An 18,270-nucleotide genomic window follows, 5' to 3' on the forward strand; every position below is an offset into this window, starting at 1 on the left:
AGCGTTTTGAGAGTTCCACGTCGAAACACCAGCAAATGCGGAGTGTCGCACTTTTCACAGCCCTCCTCCTCGTGCTCTCCGGCGTCGGACCCGCCGTCGCCGCGCCGGACTCGGCGGCCGCCGCGTCCGGGGCGGACGGAGCCGCCGCCCTCCGCTCGTCGGCGGACGGCGCCGTCCGGGCACAGACAGCCTCCTCGCTCGGCCAATCACCGGAGACGGTGATGCGGGTCGACCTGCGAGCGGACCAAAGCGCCGAGTGGCGCGTCGAGGTCAGATACCAACTCGACGACGAGAACGAGACGCGCGCGTTCGAGCGAGTCGGCCGCCGGTACGAACGCGGCGAGTCGGACGTCGGCGTCGACGCCGACCTGTTCAGGAACGTCGCCTCGCAGGCCAGCAACACGACGGGCCGGGAGATGGAGATTCGGAACGCGACGTACGACTACTCCGTGAACGACGGCACCGGTACGCTCTCGATGTCGTTCGTCTGGACGAACTTCCTGAAAGAGGGCGAGGGCCAGAGCCTCCGCCTCAGCGACGTCTTCCTCGTCCCGAGCGACCAGTCGGAATCGACGCCGACGTGGCTGTCGCTGATGGGCGAGAACCAGCGGATGATAATCGAACCGCCCGAGGGGTACACGACGAACACGACGAGCATCCCGGTGAAACAGCAGAACAACGCCATCATCCTCGAGGGCCCCTCCGACTTCAACAACGACGGCCGTCTCGTCGTCACGTACCGACAGACCGCCCGAGAGCGCTTCGAGTGGCCCCTCTACCTCGGCGGCGGGGCCGTCGTCCTCGTCGCACTCGCACTCGGCGCGGCGGTGGTGCTCCGCGGCCGACGCGACGACGGCACGGGCGCACCCGCCAACGCGACGGACGGGTCGCCGCCCGGCGGCGCGACGGCGGCGACGAACGGCGGCACGCCCGCGGGCGGCCCGGTACCGGCGGGCGACCCCGAGGGGAACGCCGACGCCGTCGCCGGACCGACCGAACCCGGAGGCGACGGGGACGGCGACGCCGACGAGGACGAGGTGGACGTGTCGCTCCTCTCGGACGAGGAACGCGTCGAGCACCTCCTCGAACAGAACGGCGGGCGGATGAAGCAGGCGAACATCGTCAAAGAGACCGGCTGGTCCGACGCCAAGGTGTCGCAACTGCTCTCGGCGATGGCCGACGACGGGCGCGTGACGAAACTCCGCCTCGGTCGGGAGAACCTCATCTCCCTGCCGGACGAGGACGGCCCGGACGACGAGATAGCCTGAGCGTCGGACGCTTCCTTCTTCCGTCTTCGACCGACGGGTCGCGCCGGGAGTCGCCTCGCGGTGCGGCGATTATCGGTCGAGCGACGCGTTGACCCGAAAGCGTTTAGCCCCACGACGAGACGAAACGATGATGAAGGTTCTCGTGACCGTAAAGGAGGTCGCGGAGGTGCAGGACGACTTCGAGATAGCGGACCTCGAAGTCGATCCGCGGTATCTCGAGTACGACCTCAACGAGTGGGACGAGTACGCGGTCGAAGAGGCCGTGCAACTGAAGGAGGCGGCCGAAGCGGAGGTCGAAGTCGTCTCGGTGACCGTCGGTCCGGAGCGAAGCGAGGAGACGATTCGGATGGCGCTGGCGAAGGGCGTCGACCGCGCCGTTCGCATCTGGGACGACGCACTCGAAGGGCGGGGCCTGATGGACGTGGCCGCGAAGGCGCGACTCCTCGGGGCCGTCGTCGAGGAGGAGGACCCCGACCTCGTACTGTCGGGTGTGCAGGCGAACGACACCGGATTCGGCGCCACGGGCGTCTACCTCGCCGAGAGCGTCGGGTTCGAGTGGGGTGCCGTCGTGAACGCCCTCGACAAGGAGCGAGTCCTCGACGAGGGCGTCGCCGGCGTCCACCGCGAACTCGAAGGCGGCGTCGAGGAACTGTCGGAGATAGATATTCCGGCGGTGTTGACCATCCAGACCGGTATCAACGAACCGCGGTACGCCAGCCTCCGCGGCATCCGACAGGCGCAGTCCAAGGAGATAGCGGCGCGGTCGCTCTCCGACCTCGGCTTCGACGCCTCGGCGGTCGAGAGCAGACTGACCCTCACCGACATGTACGAACCGCCGAGCGAGTCGGACGCGACGTTCTTCGAGGGCGAAGCCGGGGAGCAGGCGGCGCAACTGGCCGACGCCCTCCGCGAGAAGGGGGTGGGCGCCGAATGAGTCCCGTCGCACGCGGTGCGCGCGACGACCCCACCGTTCTCCCCGGAGGTGAGAGCCGATGAGTTCCGACGTACTCGTCGTCGCCGACCACCGCCGCGGCGGCCTGCGCGACGTGAGTTACGAGCTTCTGACGCTCGGACGGAGGTTGACCTCGGAGACGGGCGGCGCACTCCACGTCGCCGTCATCAGCGGACAGGTGGAGGAGTTCGCCGAGGAGTTGAACTGCGAGGGCGTGGACGTCGTCCACACGGTCGACCACGGCGAGGAGTTCAACCACGACGTGTACGTGCAGGCCGTCGAAGCCCTCTCGGCGGAACTCGACCCGCGGTTCCTCGTCATGCCGCACTCGGTGAACGGCCTCGACTACGCGCCCGCCGTGGCGAGTCGCCTCGACCTGCCCCTCGTGACGGACGCGACGGACGTGGCGTTCGACGGAACGCTCACGGTGACGCGGGAGATGTTCGGGTCGAAAGTGGAGACGACCGTGGAGGTGGAGGACGAACGCGCGGCCGTGACCGTCCGCGGCGGCGAGTGGATACCCGCCGAAGAGCCGGGGGACGCGGAGATACGGCCGTTCGACTTCGAACCCGACGAGAGCGCAGTCAACTCCTACGTCACCGGCTACCAGGAGGTCGGCAACGGCGACGTGGACATCTCCGACGCCGACGTTCTCGTCTCCGTCGGGCGCGGCATCGAAGAGGAGGAGAACCTCGAACTCGTCGAGCGTCTGGCCGACGCACTCGGCGCGACCCTCTCTGCGTCGCGACCCATCGTCGACAACGGGTGGCTCCCGGCGAACCGGCAGGTCGGCCAGTCCGGCAAAGTCGTCACGCCGGAGGTGTACATCGCCATCGGCATCTCCGGAGCCGTCCAGCACGTCGCCGGGATGAAAGGCTCCGACACCATCGTCGCCATCAACACCGACCCGAACGCCCCCATCTTCGACATCGCGGACTACGGCGTCGTCGGCGACCTGTTCGACGTGGTTCCGCCGCTCATCGAACAGTTCGAGTGACGGCCGGGAGGTAGAAACCGGCCCGTTGGCCGCGGTGCGGTCTTTTTCCTCCAGGTTTTGCCGGGTGGGCGGAGCCCACCCGATAAAAAGTGGGTCGTAACCCGTCACGTACTTGTTTTTTGAATCCTACGGTCCGACAATGGAATATCTGGAGCGTCGGGTCTCCATGGTCGAGGAACGCCTCGAATCGGTCATCGAGGCGGTGGACCCGCCGGAACTGTCGGACGAACTGGGCCACGTCGCGCTCGCGGGGGGAAAGCGCGTCCGGCCCGCGGTGACGATTCTCGCGTGCGAGGCGTGCGGCGGCGACCCCGAGGACGCGGTCGATTTCGCGGTGAGCGTCGAACTCGTCCACAACGCGTCGTTGGTCATCGACGACATCATCGACCGCTCGGACATCCGGCGCGGGACGAAGAGCGCGTGGGCCGAGTACGGCTACGGCCCGGCCATCATCGCCTCCGACGGCTTGCTGGGCGAGGCGTTCGCCCTCCTGTCGGTGAACGAACGGGCGACGCAGATAGTCGCGGAGTCGATGGTCGAACTCGGCGAGGGCGAGGCGACGGAACTGGTCGCCCGGCCGAGGAACGAACCGGAGTACATGGAACTCGCGCGGCGGAAGACCGGAGCGCTGTTTCGCGCGGCGGCGGAACTCGGGGCCGTGGCCGCCCACGCCGACCCCTTCACCGTCGAGGCGTTCGGGGAGTACGCCGAACGCGTCGGCGTCGCGTTCCAGATACGCGACGACGTCCTCGACGCGACGGCCGACGCCGACGAACTCGGCAAACCGACCGGACAGGACGCGGAGATGGACCGCCCCTCCTTGGTGCAGGTGACGAACCTCACGCCGGAGGAGGCGAACCGCCGCGCGCACGACCAATCGGAGATGGCGCTCGACGCACTCGAAACGGCGGAGTTGGGGGATACGGAAGCGCTCGGCTACCTGACCGACCTCGCGGAGTTCGTCGTCGTCCGCGAGCGGTGACGCTCTCGCTCACGGTCTCGTCGAGTAAGTAAAAAGCGGAACCGCCGCTCGGCCGTCCGAAGGCGTCGACTGCGGATTACCGTCTATCGCTGAGGAAGAGTCGGTCGTCCTCTTCTCTGTCGATGTGTTCCCGGCGGAGTTCGTGGGAATCGTCGTCGTCGCTCCACCCGAGCATGTCCTTTACCTTGTCGGTCAGACCGTCGTCGTCGTCGGAACGGTCGATGGTCGCTCGGTCCTCGTTGACGTCGCGGACTCTTCCGACGGTGTGGCCATCGGACGTAACGACTGTCTTGTCTCTGTCGTCGTCGCTGAATGGTCGGTCCATGACATCCGTTCGTTGTCGCCATACACTCATAACCCGAGGGGCTGCAAATTCCACCTCCGTCGGTCCGCCGCGTCTCTCACCCGCGGGTCGGTTCGACCGCCGTCGGAAACCGCGACTCGGCGATTGCGAACACGAGGGTGCTGAGGACGCCGAGCAACGTGCCGGCGGTCAGCCCCACCGCGAGGTCCGTGAGCGTGAACGACTCCGCGCCGGGGACGCCCGACGGGAGGATGAAGCCCGAGACGGCGTAGAGGACGATGGCGATGGCGACGACGTAGAACGGCGCGTTGAGGTAGCGCCACTTGAAACGGTCCGCGAGGTACTCGTCGGTCACCTGCCCGAGACTGGAGGTGACGCCCGCGGCGGCGAACCACTGCACCGCGCCGTGGACGAGGGCCGCGAGGACGACGGGCGCGGAGGGGTCGGTGCCGACGCCCGCGCGGACGGTTTCCAAGAGGGCGACGCCGCGGAACCCGCCGACGACCATGAGGGCGGCGGCGGCGACGTACGTGATGAGCGTGACGCGCCCCTCGTAGAGGACGTCGCGCACCTGGTCGACGGTGTCGTCGACGACCGTCTCCAGCCCGAGGCCGCGGAACAGCGTGTAGAGGCCGAGGAGCGCCGAGATGAGGCCGAGGACGGCCGCGCCCGGTACGTCGAACAGGCTGGCGATGGTGACGAACGGGTAGATGAGAAGCAGGATGCCGAGGGGCACGAGGATGGTGCCGCGCGTCTCGGGGTCCGCGAGCACCTGCTTCATCGTGTAGTAGATGGATTCGAGGTCCTGCGCCTGCCGGACGACGACGCGGCGGACGCTGTCGATGGGGACGCGCGACCGGATGACCGGCAGGACGGACTCGTCCTGCGCGCCGTCGGTGATGACGATGGCGCGGACGTTCTCGCCCGTCGAGAGGCCCGCGAGCACGCGGTCTATCTCCTCGCCGATGGCGCGATTCGCCTTCACGTCGCTCCCTTGGGTCCCCGTGACCGCGGCGACTTCCACCTCCTCGCCCACCTCGGGGTCCGCGCCGAGGGCCTCGTACTCGTGGATACCCTGAAAGAGGACGTTCACGTCGGAGTCCTCGGGGTCTGCGGTCGCGAGCGCCACCGCGGCCTCCTCGACGACGTCTCGGCCGACGACGGGGGTGTCGAGTCCCGTCTTCCGGCCGAGGTCGTCGTCGAGGTCCACGCAGAGGACCAGTAGCATCGTTCGGGCGTATGCCGTCGGACTATATTTGTTTTCGGGAGCGAACCGCCGCGGCGCGAATCGGACGACCGTACCGGTGCGGAGCGAGCGACGCCGCCCGAGACGCTCGGTACCGCGTCCCACACCGCCTCTCCGCGGCGTTCGGGCCGCGTTCCGTGGTCGAAGTAGCACGACTTTTGAGTCTCCGCCCGCTATCGGCTGACATCAGATGATTTCCAAGGGCTGTGAGCAGTGCGCCATGGGAGGGAAGATGGTGCTCTTCGTCTACGGGTACTGCGACCAGCGCGATTGCTTCTACTGCCCGCTCGGCGAGAACCGCAAGAACGTCACGGACGTGTACGCGAACGAACGGAAAGTCGAGTCAGACGAGGACGTCATCGCCGAGGCAAAGCGGATGGAGGCGCTCGGAACGTCCATCACGGGCGGGGAACCGCAGGAAGCGCTGGACAAGACGTGTCGCTACCTCTCGCTTCTGAAAGAGGAGTTCGGCGAGGACCACCACACGCACCTCTACACGGGAATCACGGGCGGCCGCGAGAACATGCGCCGCCTCTCGGAGGCCGGCTTAGACGAGATTCGCTTCCACCCGCCGTACGAGATGTGGGGCGACCTCCACGGCACCGAGTGGGAGGACATCCTCTACGTCGCGCGCGAAGAGGGTCTCACCCCGGCGTTCGAGATTCCCGGCATCCGCGCGGAACCGGAGTTCTTGGAGTTCTTAGACGAGGGCGCCGCGGAGTTCTGCAACGTCAACGAGTTCGAGATGTCCGACGGCAACTACCGTCGGATGCAAGAGCAGGGGTTCGAGTTGCAGGAGGGCCACATGTCCGCCGTCGACGGGTCGAAAGAGGAGATTCTCGGCGAGATGGGCGACCACGAGCGCGTCTACTTCTGTACCTCCGTGTTCAAAGACGCCGCCCAACACCGGAACCGTCTCAAGCGGATGGCCGAGAACATCCGTCGGGAGTTCGACGACGTGACGGACGACGGCACCCTCGTCTACGGCAAGACGTGGGCGACGCCCGAAGAGTTCGAAGCGCTGGGCGTCCCCGAGGAGTTCTACACCGTCAAGTCGAACCACATCGAAGTCGCGTGGTGGCTCTTAGAGGAGATGGTCGAGGACGGCGACGTACAGAAGGGCGAAATCGTCGAGCAGTACCCCACCGTGGACGGCACCGTCGTCGAACGGACGCCGTTGGCGTAGGGACGAAGGCGCTTCTCTCGGACGAAAGAACAGTCGAACGTGTGCCGAGCGTGCCCCCGCACAGAGCACGCTCGGCGCGGGCCTCACCGACGGTCCGTGGAACCCGCCGGGAGCGAGGAAACTACGGGGCTCCCGACGAGCGTTCCGTGACCGTTCCCCTCGGTCGTACCACCCTCCCTCGTGGGTGGCGTGGTAACGGTGTCTCGCCAGCGACATAAGCGGCCGCTGTTTTTCAGTTCGCCACAGGTTCGGAGAACCGAATAGTGCGGAGAAGCGACTGTGTGAGTTCTGGGGAGGGAGGGTCGGGGCCGGTCGGACCGACGGAGTAGGCGGGAAAACTCGAATCCGGCGGGTCTCCGACCGGCGTCACCGCCGCGTTCGCCGCCGCCCGGACTCGAACTCCGCCGACGTGAGCGCGTAGTAGACGCTCGGCGCGAGCGTCACCGCCATCGCCGCGGCGAGCCAATCGCCGAGCGGTTCGCTTCGGGCGACGCCGACGGCGACGACGGCGACGCCGAGGAGGACGCCGACGGCGACGGCGACGCGTTTCGTCCGCGCGTCGAACCGGACGCCGCGGGCCGTCCCGTAGACGGCCGCGGAGAGGCTAACGAGGAGGGCATCGGCCGCGCCGTAGGCCACGGAGTCCGCGAGGAGTCCGACGACGAGGAGGGCCACTCCCGCGCCGACGCCCGCGAGCACCGTCGTCCGCGGGTGGAGGGGGTTGACGCCCGCCTCGAAGCGGACGGCGTAGGCGACGGGCGGGAGGGCGACGAGGAGGCCGGCGAAGAGGCCGAACAGGGCGCGCGCCGGGGATGGACCGTCGAGGAGGGACGCGGCAAACAGCGCGAGGCCGAAGCAGACGCCGACGCCGAGAATCGCACGCGGCGGCATGACCGTCGTCGGGTCGTCGTCTCGGGCGACGGCGTAGGCGACGAACGGGTACGCGACGAGCGCAGAGAGCAGCGATGAGGTGACGATTTCGTCCGCGAGGACGAGTCCGGAGACGAGCGTAGAGAGGCCGAGGAGGAGTCCGGTGACGAGCGCGAACTCGGGGACGCGACGGCTCATACCGTCGCGTCGGTTCTTCGGCGGGAAAGCCTTACGACGAGACGCGGCCGATTTCGCCGGCGGAGCGTACCCGCAAGCGTTTAGACGAGCGGTGAAGTAACTTCGGGCATGTCGGAGTGTCCGCTGGCGGATGACTGTCCGAGGTATTCGGAGCGAATCAACGGCATGGGATGCCAGTACTACGGTGACCGCGGCGGCGCCGAGTGGTGCAACAACTACGAGCAGCCCATCCGCGACCTGAAAGCACAGCCCGTCAAACCCGGCGAGGAAGTCGTCGTGGACGTAGACGACATTCACGAGAGCGGCGCGGGCGTCGGCCGCACCGAGGACGGGTTCATCGTCCTCGTCGACGGCCTCCTGCCCGAGGCGCGCGCCGTCGTCCGCATCGACCGGGTGAAGTCGAACCACGCTCGCTCGAAGAAGGTCGTAGAGAAGCTCCCCCTCGAAGGCGACTTGGAGGACGAGACGGTGGGCGGCGACGACGCCGACGGAAGCGAAGACGAGTCCGAATCGAGCGACGGCCCGACCCGACCGACCGCACTCGGCAGCCGAGACAACTTCTGGGGAAGCTAACTCCCCGCCCGCATCCGCCCGACGCGGACCGCATCCAGCGACCGGACAGTCACCTTCTGCATCTTTTTTGCGCCCTCGCCGCTTACGTGAGGTATGGACGACCCCGAGGGCGACGGTAACCTCGACATCGACGCGATTCTCGAAGAGGCGGGGTTCGCCCCCGACGAGAGCGTGTTGACCCGCAGGCAGGCGGAGGTGTTGGCGCTCCGCGAACGCGGCGTTCGGCAGTCCAGCATCGCAGACGTCCTCGGTACCTCGCGCGCGAACGTCTCGAGCATCGAGTCGAGCGCCCGGCGAAACGTCGAGAAGGCCCGCGAGACCATCGCGTTCGCGGAAGCGCTGACCGCGCCGGTTCAGGTCGTCGTCGAGGCGGGCGAGGACCTGTACAACGTCCCGAAGTCGGTGTACGACGCCTGCGACGAGGCGGGCGTGAAGGTGAACCACACCGCGCCGGACCTGATGAAGATAGTCGCCGACGACGCCGGCGACGCGGTCAACGGACGCGAGGTCAAAGAGCAGTTGCTCGTCGGGGTGACGAGCGACGGGAGCGTCCGCGTCCGGCGAGCCGGCGCGGCGAACGAACGGTGAGCGCGCCCGGAGAACCGTCGGTTCAGAACTCGTCTCTGTCTTTCAGGTCGTCGACGAGCGCTCGTACCGCCTGCGCGCGGTCCTTCGGGACGACGAGGACGCGGTCGCCCCACGCGACGACGGCGAGGTCGGAGACGCCGACCAAGGAGACGTGCTTCCCGTCGGCGGCGACAACGTTGTCCTCGGCGTCGAGCGACCGAACTTCTACGTCGCCGGCGGCGACGGTGCCGTCGTCGTCCGCCGGGAGGACGCGTTCGAGTGCGTCCCACGCGCCCAAGTCGTCCCAGCGGAACTCGACCGGCACGACGACGGCGTCCGCCGTCCGTTCCATCACCGCGTAGTCGATGCTCACCGCGGGCACGCGGTCGAACGCCTCCGCCGCGGACGCCCCCTCGTCGAGGGCGTCGATCATGGGCGAAAGCGGGGAGTCGCGGGCCGCCGCGAGCAACGCCTCGGGCGTCCACGCGAAGATGCCCGCGTTCCACAGGTGGCCGGCGGCGACGTACTCGCGTGCCGTCTCGGCGTCCGGTTTCTCGTGGAAGGCGACGACGGGCGCGAACCCGTCGCGGAACTCGCCGGGTTCGAGGTAGCCGTACCCGGTGTCGGGGCGCGTCGGTTCGACGCCGAAGGTGACTAATCTCCCCGTGCGCGCGGCGACGCGCGCGCCGCGGCGTATCGCCTCGGCGAACCCCTCGCCGACGCGGTGGTCGCTGGGGAGGACGGCGACGACGCACTCGCCGAGTCGTTCGCGGATGCGGTAGGTGGCGTACGCAAGCGCCGGGCCGGTGTCTTTGCCCGCCGGTTCGACTATCACCTCGGCGTCCGGCGCGCGTTCGCGCACCTCGTCGGCGTACCCCTCGCAGGTGGAGACGACAACCTCGTCGGCCACCTCGCGGGCGCGGGCTATCGTCCGCGCGAGGAGCGACTCCTCGCCGAACAGCGAGAGAAACTGCTTGGGACGGTCGGACCGACTCGCGGGGTAGAGGCGCGACCCGGTGCCGCCGGCGAGAACGAGGGCGACGACGGGGCGGTCCGGATTCGAGTCCGTTTCGGGGGAGTCGTCCGCCCCCATCACCACGTCTCCACGACGCCGGTTCGCACGTCCTCCGCGCACCCGACGCAGTCGGGGTGCCCCGCCTCGAAGCAGTCCGGACGCCCCTCTCCGTCCACGGCGACGGCGCGGCGTTCCGCGTAGCGACGGCAGACGATTTTCGCGCGGCCCTCGTCGTCCCGCGGGAGGTCGAACCCGCCGTCGGCGTCGGTCCGCCCCTCGTCGTACTCTCGCTTCGCGCGGGCGTACTGTCGCCCGGCGGCGCGGAACTTCTCGCGGATGAACCGTTCGAGGCGGTCGTCCATCGGTATCGGCGGTTGGGACCCCCGAGCGTATATGTCCGTTGGTGACCCCCGCGAGCGCGAGAACGCGCTCCTCTAGATGCCGTCGTACGCGCGTCTGACGCCCCGTAGACGCCGATTACAGTTTCGGGACGCACGTAACCTTATTAACCATCGGGAGCCAACCTACGTACGCCTCCCAATGGAAACCAAGGTGGAGGCGAGTGAAACCATGTCAGACCTGCGAACCCACGCAGCGGAGATTGCAGAGCAGTTTTCAGACCACTTAGACGTAGACGAAGACGACGTCGAGGAGCGACTGCAGAACCTCGTCGACGAGTACCGGGTGCCCGTCGACGAGGCGCGTCGCTCCGTCGTCAACAGCTACCTCGACGAGGCGGGCCTCGAACGCGACGAGCTCGGCCGCGGCGGGTCCGAGGAGACCCTGCTCGCGGACATCGACGAGGACGAACAGTGGGTCGACGTGACCGCGAAGGTCGTCGACCTCTGGGAACCCCGAAGCGACTCCATCTCGCAGGTGGGGTTGCTGGGCGACGAGTCGGGTACCCTCAAGTTCGTCTCGTTTACGACCTCGGAGCTTCCCGAACTCGACGAGGGGTCGGTCTACCACCTCGGTAACGTCGTCACCGACGAGTATCAGGGGAACTTCTCCGTGAAGCTCAACCGGACGACCAGCATCGAGGAACTCGACGAGGACATCGAAGTCGGCGACGACGACGTGACCGTCGAGGGCGCACTCGTGGACATCCAGTCCGGGAGCGGCCTCATCAAGCGGTGCCCCGAGGAGGGATGTACGCGCGTCCTCCAGAACGGGCGGTGCAACGAACACGGAAACGTCGAAGGCGAGTTCGACCTCAGAATCAAGGGCGTCTTAGACGACGGCCGAGAGGTCCACGACATCATCTTCAACAAGGAGATGACCGAGGAACTCACCGGCATCAGCCTCGAAGAGGCCAAACAGATGGCGATGGACGCGTTGGACACGACCATCGTCGTCGACGAGATGCGCGACGACCTCGTCGGCGTGTACTACCGGGTGACCGGACCGACGTTCGGACGGTACGTGCTCGCAGACGAGACCGAACGCCTGACCGGACCGGCGGACGCCGAATCGGTCCTCATCAAAGCGAGGTCGATATAAATGAGTTCCAACGAAGTTCCCTCCCGAGAAGTCGCTCGGCGCGTGTTCGCCGAGGAGTTCAACGATTCGAGTTTCACGTTCAAAGAGTCCGACGACGAACGCGCCCCCGTCTACCTGCTTCTCCCCTCCGGGGAGAAGGCGAACCGCGTGTTCCTCGTCGGGACGCTGACGGAGAAAGAGGACGTCGGCGAGGACAACGAGTACTGGCGGGGCCGCATCGTCGACCCCACCGGGACGTTCTTCGTCTACGCCGGGCAGTACCAGCCCGAGGCCGCGAGCGCGCTTCGCGACCTCGAACCGCCCGCGTACGTCTCCGTCGTCGGCAAGCCGCGGACGTACGAGACCGACGACGGAAGCGTGAACGTCTCCGTCCGCCCCGAGTCCATCTCCGTGGTTGACGCGGCGACGCGCGACCGGTGGGTAGTCGAGACGGCCGAGCGAACGCTCGAACGCATCGAGACGTTCGACGAGGAAGGCAACGAGTACGCGCGGATGGCCCGCGAGGAGTACGACCTGCCGACCGACCGCTACAAGCAGGCGGCCGTCTCCGCGCTCGAAAGTCTCGAAGAGACCGACGGCGACGAACTCGCCGACGACGCGGGGACCGACGCAGACGCGGCGTCCGAGTCCGAATCGGAGTCAGACCTCGAACCCGAGTCGGACGCCGAAGCGGAACTGTAAGGCTCCCCGCCCCGCGGGCGCACATCCCTTCGACGCTTTTTCGACGTTCTTTCGCGTCTCCGACGGAATATCCGCTCGTCTGACAAAGCATTAAGTACGTTGAAGCGACAATCTCGGCACACCATGGGCAACAAGAACAAGACGATCTCGTTCCGCGTCAACGAGGACGCGTTCGAGACGCTCAGGGAAATCGCCGAGGAGCGGGACATCTCTCTTTCCGCCGTCTTCCGTGACTACGTGGATACGCTCGTTGCCCACGACGGTCAGGTGCAGGTGGTTCCCGAACACGAACTCGAAGAGATGCAGAGCGGCGACGACGAGGAGTCGTTCCCCCCGACGGTGGAGGTGCCGAAGAGCTTCATCCGCGAGCACGAACGCCTCGAACTGGAAGCCGACCACCTGCGGGAGCAACTCGAAGAGCACAAGCGCTACGTGAACTACCTGCGCGAGCAACTCGAAGACGACGAGGAGGAGGTCATCCAACTCGAAGACTTAGACGCCGGCGAGACGGACGAACCGTCGTTCCGCCTCGGCTAACGTCCGGAACCGACGACGCGGCCACCCGACGACGCCGGAACGAGAGACTTAGCCCGACAGCGCCTTTTTGGCTTCGTGCGCCTTCCGTTCCATCTCTTCGTTTCCTTCGACGCTCGCGAGCGTTTCGACCGCTTCGAGCCGTCGGACCGCGCTGTCGAGGAAGGAGAGCACGTCGCCGGGGTAGGCGTACAGCATGTAGTCGTCGCTCATCACGTCCACGATGGCGTCCGGGGGGAGACCCTGCGCGCGGAGTTCGAGCAGGTACTTGATGAACTGACGCTCGGGGTAGCCCGTGTACAGGTCGTCGGGGTCCTCCGGGTCGAGGAAGTCCTCCGCGAAGTCGAGTAGCCTGTCGCGCGTCGCGCCGTCGAGCTTCGAGAGGCCCTCGCCGGAGTAGAGCACGTCCATCGTCGCTCCCTTGAACGCCCCTTTCGGGATGTTCACGTCGAGTTGCGACGATATCTGCCGGTGGTTCTTGAGGTATATCTTGTCCGTGATGGCCACGGTTGGGGAGACGTAGGGCGTTGGCGGCCAAAAGCGTCCCGATGGGGCGTGCGACCGGCGAAGTCGCGCCCTCGAACTCCGGGGCCGCCCTCGTCCGAGATGCGGCGCTCGAATCGGACGGTCGTAGGGTTCGACCGGCGCGCAATCCTACAGCGTTTATCACCCACCGACGCGGAGTGAAACGCATGGTCGACCGCCTCGACGAAGTCGACAAGCGAATCCTCTATCACCTCGTTCGCGACGCTCGGAACACGTCCGCGCCGATGATCGCAGACGAGGTGAACGTCTCCGCCGGGACGATTCGGAACCGAATCAAACAACTGGAGACCGACGGGGTGCTCCGGGGGTATCACGCGCACATCGACTACGGGCACGCGGAGGGCCGACTGACGAACCTCCTCGTCGGGACGGCGAGCATCGACGAGCGGGAACGACTCGCGAGGCAGATAGCCGAAGTCCCGGGCGTCGTCAACGTCCGGCAGCTCATGTGCGGGACCGGGAACATCCACGTGACGACCGTCGGCGAGGACGCACAGGAACTGTCCCGCGTCACTCGGGACGTCTCGGAGATGGGACTCGACATCGAGGACGAACACCTCCTCCAACACGAGGAACACCGCCCGTACCACGCGTTCGGCCCGGAGGGGCGGCGCGACGCCCAGTCCATCGCCGACTTCATGTCGCTGTCCGGCGGGGCGGAGGTGGTCGAGGTGAGCGTCGCACCGGACGCCAAAATCGACGGCATGACGCTCAGCGAGGCGAACGAGCGGGGACTCATCGCCTCGGAGGTGCTCGTCGTCTCCGTGGAACGCGACGAGCGCATTCTCACCCCGAAGGGGAACACCGAAATCCGCGCCGACGACCTCGTGACGCTCTTCGCGCGCGGCGGCCTCTCGGAGGAGACGGTCGGCGCGTTCAGCGGCGACTAACCGCTCTCGTCTCCGCTCGCTTTGTGGAGCGTGTAGCCCACGAAGACGGCGATGTACCCGGCGGCGATGACCGTCGTGACCTCCCTCCGACCGACGAGGGCGAGCGCACAGAGGAGAATCGGCCCCGCGAGGAGCAACCCGTCGAACACCCTATCGTCGGCACCCGCTTCGAGCACCGGACCGAGGACGGGCGCGTCGTCGATACTCATCGGTAGGCACCTCCCCGTTCGAGGAGCGCTTTGAGGAGGACGAGAACCGGGATTATCTCCAGTCGCCCGATCCACATGTTGAACAGGAACATCACCTTCGCCGCCGTCGGCATCGACGCGCCGGTGATGCCGGAGGAGAGGCCGACGTTCCCCTGGGCGGACGCGACTTCGAAGACGACGTTCTCGAGCGTGAACTCGCCCGCCGGAAGGACCGTGAGGAGGACGAAGATACCGACGGCGAGGAAGACGACCCAGAGGAACGCGATGATGGCCGCCTCCTCGAACTCCCGCGTCGCTTCCTGTTCGGTGAGTCGCCGGTCGTTGAGCTCGAAGTACCGGACCGCCGCGTCGGGGTAGAACGCGTCGCCGATTCTGAACGCGGTCCCCTTCACCAACGTCAGCGCCCGAACGAGTTTGATGCCGCCGACGGTCGACCCGGCGGCCGCGCCGACGACCATCCCGAGCGACACCGTCAACTGCGCCTCGGGCGACCACCTCGTCCCGAGCGACTCGGCCGTCTGGAACCCCGTACACGACGCCGCCGAGACGAACTGAAAGAGGCCGTAGCGAACCGCCTCGAACGGCGACCCGTACGTTCCGTTGAAGAGCAACATCGACACCAGCGCGAGGGTACCCAGTCCGAAGAACCCGAACACCCACCGCGTCTGCATGTCCGAATAGAGGTTCTTCAGGTCGCCGCGGAGCATCAGGTAGTGAACCGGGAACGCGATGCTCCCGAGAATCATCACGGGGACGAGCGCGAAGTCGATGACCGCGCTGTCGTACGTGGCGATGCTGTCGTCCGTTATCGAGAACCCGCCCGTCGCGAGTCCGGTCATGGCGTGGTTGATAGCGTCCCAAAGCGGCATCCCGGCCAACCAGAGGACGAATATCGAGACGAACGTGAAGAGGAGGAATATCCACCAGATGGTCCGGACCGTCGAGACGATGCTCGGGTGAATCTTCTCGGACCGCGCCTCCGACTCGTACAGGGTGAGCGACCCGCTTCCGGGCCGCGAGAGGATGGCCGTCGTGAGGACGATGACGCCCACGCCGCCGACCCACTCGATGAACGACCGCCACCACTGCAGCGTCGCCGGAAGCGCGCTCTCGTCGTCGGTCATCGTCAGGCCCGTGCCCGTGAACCCGCTCATCGACTCGAAGAACGCGTTTATCGGGTTCCGGAACGCGTCGATGGTGCTCGCCGCGCGGCCCGTCATCTCGGGCGCGCCCACGAACGCGGGGTCGAGGTGAATCGTCCACGCGACGAGGAGGAACGGCAGCGACCCGAACAGTGCGACGAAGAACCACCCGGAGGCGGCGATCATCATCCCGTGCAGTTTCCCCGGGTTGGGCGCGTCGGAGAAGTACCTCGCGAGGGCGACTCCGAGGAGGAACGGAATCGCCCCGGCGACGAGAAGCGACGGGACGGCCCAGAACTCCCCCCATACGAGAGGGACGGCTACCGACACCAACATCATGACTGCGAGTGCCTGTAGCATCCGTCCGACGTCTCGTGCGACCGTTCGGGCGGCGGTCGTCATCGGTCGTCGGTCTGCCGGTTCCGTCTGGCGGCCCCCGCGTGGTCCTCGTAGTGCCCGAAGATGTCGGTGACGTCGGGCGTCGCCCCCCGTCCGGAGTAGACGGTCAGGAGGTCACCCTCGCGCATCTCCGTGCTCCCCCGCGGCGTTATCGGACCGTCCGCCTCGCTTCGTTCGATCGCGACGACGAGTATATCGTCGGGGAGGAGTCCCGCGTCCGCCGCCTCGTCGAGTCGCTTCCCCGCGACCGGCGCGGACTCCGCGACACGGATTTCGAACACTTCCGCCTCCTCGCCGACGCGCATGTAGTCGACGATGGAGGGGCGTTTCACCGCGTAGTAGAGGTACTCGGCGATGAGGCGTTGGGGGTTCTCCATCGTGTTCACGCCGATCTGCTCGAAGAGCGGCATGTGTTCGTGGTTGTGGACGACCGAAACCACGTCGGGAATCTCCAACTCCTTCGCGAGGAGCGAGATCATCACGTTCGTGGCGTCCTCGTCGGTCGTCGAGATTATCGCGTCCGCCCGCCGAGCACCGGCGTCTAAGAGCGTGTCTTTGACCGTCGCGTCGTCGTTGAGAACGAGGCAGTCGAACTCGCCCGCGATGGCCTCCGCCTTCGCACCGTCTTTCTCGATTACGACCACCTCGTTCCCCGACGTAGTGGCGATATCTATGAGGGGTGTTCCGATGTTCCCTCCGCCGACGACGATGATATACATGGAGGGCCATTATCGAACCCACATTGAAAGCGTATCGATTTGTGCATCGATAAATTAGAGCCGCACATAATTGTGCGACGAGAAGAACCATAGGAGACGTTAAGTATGAGGATACCATCCGGAGCAACATGGGAGACGAGTCCGGAGTGCGGGACGATTGGTCCCTTCCAGATGGCCTCGTGGCGGAACTCGAAGGCCTCCAACTACACCAACTTCGGGAGGTGGTCCACTACGCACAAGGCCGGATACGGGAGTTACAAGCGCCGCTTTCGGACAAGATAGAGGCCGCACCCGGAGAGGAGATTCTCGCTACCGAAGAGCGACCGGAGTACACCGAGGTGATAAAGAGCGAACCGTGCGGCGAGGAGTGTTCGGACTGCCCCCACGGACCCTACTTGTACCACGTGTACGAGGAGGTCAAACCGGACGGGCGCACCTCGCTTCACTGGGTGTTCCTCGGCCGAGTGTTCAGTCGGCACGACTAGGACTCGGTCCGCGAGAGGACGTTCGGTCGTATCGCGAATCGGTACGAACTCGACGGGAAACGCCCTCCTTCCGTCCGAAACCGAGTGTGCGACCGGCAAACACGCCGACGCGGAGTCGTAACGTATTTGAATCGCACCGGGCTATCCGTAGGTGCGTGTCCGGGTTAGGGTAGTGGACTATCCTTCAGCCTTGTGGAGGCTGAGACGCGGGTTCAATTCTCGCACCCGGACCTTCTCTCCGAGCGTTACTCCCTACGAGCGTTCGCTCCGTCAGGAGCGACGCGAGTAGACGACGTACGCGACGGAGAAGTCGTACGAGAGAATTGAATCAGGGAGCGAACGCAGTGAGCGACCGGGGTTCAATTCTCGCGCCCGGACCGTTTCCGACGAACGAGGTGAGGAGTGAAAAGTCCGGACGGAGAGATTGAACCACGCGAGACGAGCGAAACGAGTCTCGCACCGGGTTCAGTTCCCGCACCCGAACGACCGCGGCGAAAAGAACTGCACCGCCGACGGCGACCCGCCTCAGTCTATCTCTATCTCTATCGCGTCGGCGTCCTCGTCGCCCTCGCCGCCCGGGGGTTCCGCGAGGTCCTCTAACGCCATCTTGAGGTTCCACTGGTTCGCCTTCCAGACGGAGTCGAAGATGCTCCCGAGGATGGGAACCGACCCGCCCACGGCGTCGATGGTGATGGTGGCGAGCATCTTCAGAAGCGTCGTGAAGGAGACGCCCAAGCGGGCGGATTCGAGGACGATGTACAGCGAGAACCCCGCGCTGACCACGTCGCCGGCGACGGGGAGAGCGCCGAGGACGGGGTCGATACCGATGCGGAAGTCCGTGCCCGGAACGGGAATCGAGTCGTCGAAGAGGCGCGCGACCGTCCGCATCCGGCGGATGGCGGACTCGTCCACCGTCGGCGGCAGTTCGCCCTCGAAGTCGATGTCGAACTCTGAGCGGAAGTCTCGTGTCGAGGAGTCGTCCATACCACTCCTTGTGTCCGAATGTA

General features: G+C 66.4%; 22 protein-coding genes and 1 tRNA gene. 13 read left to right on the forward strand and 10 right to left on the reverse strand.

The features are described 5' to 3' along the window. The first annotated feature begins 35 nt into the window (after window positions 1-35). From BLS11_RS13235 to BLS11_RS13250, 4 genes are all read left to right on the forward strand, one after another. The gene (locus BLS11_RS13235; protein WP_092538201.1) at window positions 36-1,268 is read left to right on the forward strand and encodes a helix-turn-helix transcriptional regulator; all 1,233 of its coding nucleotides are present in this window, start codon (window positions 36-38) and stop codon (window positions 1,266-1,268) included. Window positions 1,269-1,398: 130 nt separating this feature from the next. Then, complete coding sequence (locus BLS11_RS13240) at window positions 1,399-2,202, forward strand: electron transfer flavoprotein subunit beta/FixA family protein (protein ID WP_092538203.1); 804 nt, start codon at window positions 1,399-1,401, stop codon at window positions 2,200-2,202. A gap of 58 nt (window positions 2,203-2,260) precedes the next feature. Further along, on the forward strand, window positions 2,261-3,217 hold the full coding sequence (locus BLS11_RS13245; RefSeq protein WP_092538205.1) for an electron transfer flavoprotein subunit alpha/FixB family protein: 957 nt from the start codon (window positions 2,261-2,263) through the stop codon (window positions 3,215-3,217). A gap of 139 nt (window positions 3,218-3,356) precedes the next feature. Next, entirely contained in the window at window positions 3,357-4,199 is an 843-nt protein-coding gene (locus BLS11_RS13250; protein WP_092538207.1) for a polyprenyl synthetase family protein, read from the forward strand. Between the two features lie 76 nt (window positions 4,200-4,275). On the opposite strand, the gene BLS11_RS13255 is transcribed toward BLS11_RS13250, so the two are convergent. Next, entirely contained in the window at window positions 4,276-4,524 is a 249-nt protein-coding gene (locus BLS11_RS13255) for a hypothetical protein (RefSeq protein WP_092538209.1), read from the reverse strand. Between the two features lie 76 nt (window positions 4,525-4,600). Then, entirely contained in the window at window positions 4,601-5,731 is a 1,131-nt protein-coding gene (locus BLS11_RS13260; protein WP_092538211.1) for a DUF373 family protein, read from the reverse strand. A gap of 208 nt (window positions 5,732-5,939) precedes the next feature. On the opposite strand from BLS11_RS13260, the gene BLS11_RS13265 reads away from it, so the two are divergent. After that, window positions 5,940-6,935 carry a radical SAM protein gene (locus tag BLS11_RS13265; protein ID WP_092538213.1) on the forward strand — a complete coding sequence of 332 codons (996 nt, stop codon included), beginning with the start codon at window positions 5,940-5,942 and terminating at the stop codon, window positions 6,933-6,935. Window positions 6,936-7,301: 366 nt separating this feature from the next. On the opposite strand, the gene BLS11_RS13270 is transcribed toward BLS11_RS13265, so the two are convergent. Next, entirely contained in the window at window positions 7,302-8,003 is a 702-nt protein-coding gene (locus BLS11_RS13270) for a hypothetical protein (RefSeq protein ID WP_092538215.1), read from the reverse strand. A 108-nt stretch (window positions 8,004-8,111) separates the two neighbouring features. Between BLS11_RS13270 and BLS11_RS13275 the strand changes: the two genes are divergently transcribed. Further along, a complete protein-coding gene (locus BLS11_RS13275) occupies window positions 8,112-8,576 on the forward strand; it encodes a TRAM domain-containing protein (protein WP_092538217.1) in 465 nt (154 codons plus the stop codon). A 93-nt stretch (window positions 8,577-8,669) separates the two neighbouring features. Beyond that, window positions 8,670-9,164, forward strand: a complete 495-nt coding sequence (locus BLS11_RS13280; RefSeq protein WP_092538219.1) for a Tfx family DNA-binding protein — start codon at window positions 8,670-8,672, stop codon at window positions 9,162-9,164. Window positions 9,165-9,186: 22 nt separating this feature from the next. Here the strand turns inward: BLS11_RS13280 and BLS11_RS13285 are convergent, their stop codons facing one another. Together BLS11_RS13285 and BLS11_RS13290 are read right to left on the reverse strand one after the other, a co-directional pair. Next, complete coding sequence (locus BLS11_RS13285) at window positions 9,187-10,236, reverse strand: mannose-1-phosphate guanylyltransferase (protein ID WP_092538221.1); 1,050 nt, start codon at window positions 10,234-10,236, stop codon at window positions 9,187-9,189. Then, complete coding sequence (locus BLS11_RS13290; RefSeq protein WP_092538223.1) at window positions 10,236-10,520, reverse strand: DUF7091 family protein; 285 nt, start codon at window positions 10,518-10,520, stop codon at window positions 10,236-10,238. Before BLS11_RS13290 ends, BLS11_RS13285 begins: the two co-directional genes overlap by 1 nt. 208 nt (window positions 10,521-10,728) lie before the next feature. Between BLS11_RS13290 and BLS11_RS13295 the strand changes: the two genes are divergently transcribed. The 3 genes from BLS11_RS13295 to BLS11_RS13305 all read left to right on the forward strand — a co-directional run bounded on the left by BLS11_RS13295 (window position 10,729) and on the right by BLS11_RS13305 (window position 12,876). Continuing rightward, complete coding sequence (locus BLS11_RS13295; protein WP_092538606.1) at window positions 10,729-11,658, forward strand: replication factor A; 930 nt, start codon at window positions 10,729-10,731, stop codon at window positions 11,656-11,658. Beyond that, a complete protein-coding gene (locus tag BLS11_RS13300) occupies window positions 11,659-12,339 on the forward strand; it encodes an RPA family protein (RefSeq protein WP_092538225.1) in 681 nt (226 codons plus the stop codon). A gap of 123 nt (window positions 12,340-12,462) precedes the next feature. Further along, on the forward strand, window positions 12,463-12,876 hold the full coding sequence (locus tag BLS11_RS13305) for a DUF8146 domain-containing protein (protein WP_092538227.1): 414 nt from the start codon (window positions 12,463-12,465) through the stop codon (window positions 12,874-12,876). Window positions 12,877-12,924: 48 nt separating this feature from the next. Here the strand turns inward: BLS11_RS13305 and BLS11_RS13310 are convergent, their stop codons facing one another. After that, on the reverse strand, window positions 12,925-13,380 hold the full coding sequence (locus BLS11_RS13310) for a DUF5814 domain-containing protein (RefSeq protein WP_092538229.1): 456 nt from the start codon (window positions 13,378-13,380) through the stop codon (window positions 12,925-12,927). Between the two features lie 185 nt (window positions 13,381-13,565). Here BLS11_RS13310 and BLS11_RS13315 point away from each other — a divergent pair, with 185 nt between their 5' ends. Continuing rightward, on the forward strand, window positions 13,566-14,309 hold the full coding sequence (locus BLS11_RS13315; protein WP_092538231.1) for a TrkA C-terminal domain-containing protein: 744 nt from the start codon (window positions 13,566-13,568) through the stop codon (window positions 14,307-14,309). Here BLS11_RS13315 and BLS11_RS13320 read toward each other — a convergent pair. The 3 genes from BLS11_RS13320 to BLS11_RS13330 are packed head-to-tail and all read right to left on the reverse strand — an operon-like array spanning window position 14,306 to window position 16,778. Continuing rightward, window positions 14,306-14,518, reverse strand: a complete 213-nt coding sequence (locus BLS11_RS13320) for a hypothetical protein (protein ID WP_092538233.1) — start codon at window positions 14,516-14,518, stop codon at window positions 14,306-14,308. The genes BLS11_RS13315 and BLS11_RS13320 overlap by 4 nt on opposite strands. Beyond that, window positions 14,515-16,062 (reverse strand): TrkH family potassium uptake protein, encoded by a 1,548-nt coding sequence (locus BLS11_RS13325; RefSeq protein WP_092538235.1) that lies wholly within the window; start codon window positions 16,060-16,062, stop codon window positions 14,515-14,517. Before BLS11_RS13325 ends, BLS11_RS13320 begins: the two co-directional genes overlap by 4 nt. Next, complete coding sequence (locus BLS11_RS13330) at window positions 16,059-16,778, reverse strand: potassium channel family protein (RefSeq protein WP_092538237.1); 720 nt, start codon at window positions 16,776-16,778, stop codon at window positions 16,059-16,061. Before BLS11_RS13330 ends, BLS11_RS13325 begins: the two co-directional genes overlap by 4 nt. Before the next feature lie 128 nt (window positions 16,779-16,906). Here BLS11_RS13330 and BLS11_RS13335 point away from each other — a divergent pair, with 128 nt between their 5' ends. After that, window positions 16,907-17,263: a hypothetical protein gene (locus tag BLS11_RS13335; protein ID WP_092538239.1), complete on the forward strand. Its 357-nt coding sequence runs from the start codon at window positions 16,907-16,909 to the stop codon at window positions 17,261-17,263. Between the two features lie 158 nt (window positions 17,264-17,421). Further along, a tRNA-His gene (locus BLS11_RS13340) sits at window positions 17,422-17,494 on the forward strand. A gap of 294 nt (window positions 17,495-17,788) precedes the next feature. Here BLS11_RS13340 and BLS11_RS13345 read toward each other — a convergent pair. Then, a complete protein-coding gene (locus tag BLS11_RS13345) occupies window positions 17,789-18,247 on the reverse strand; it encodes a DUF4112 domain-containing protein (protein WP_092538241.1) in 459 nt (152 codons plus the stop codon). Window positions 18,248-18,270 lie beyond the last annotated feature (23 nt).

This window comes from Halopelagius longus (assembly GCF_900100875.1).
GTDB classification, from domain to species: domain Archaea; phylum Halobacteriota; class Halobacteria; order Halobacteriales; family Haloferacaceae; genus Halopelagius; species Halopelagius longus.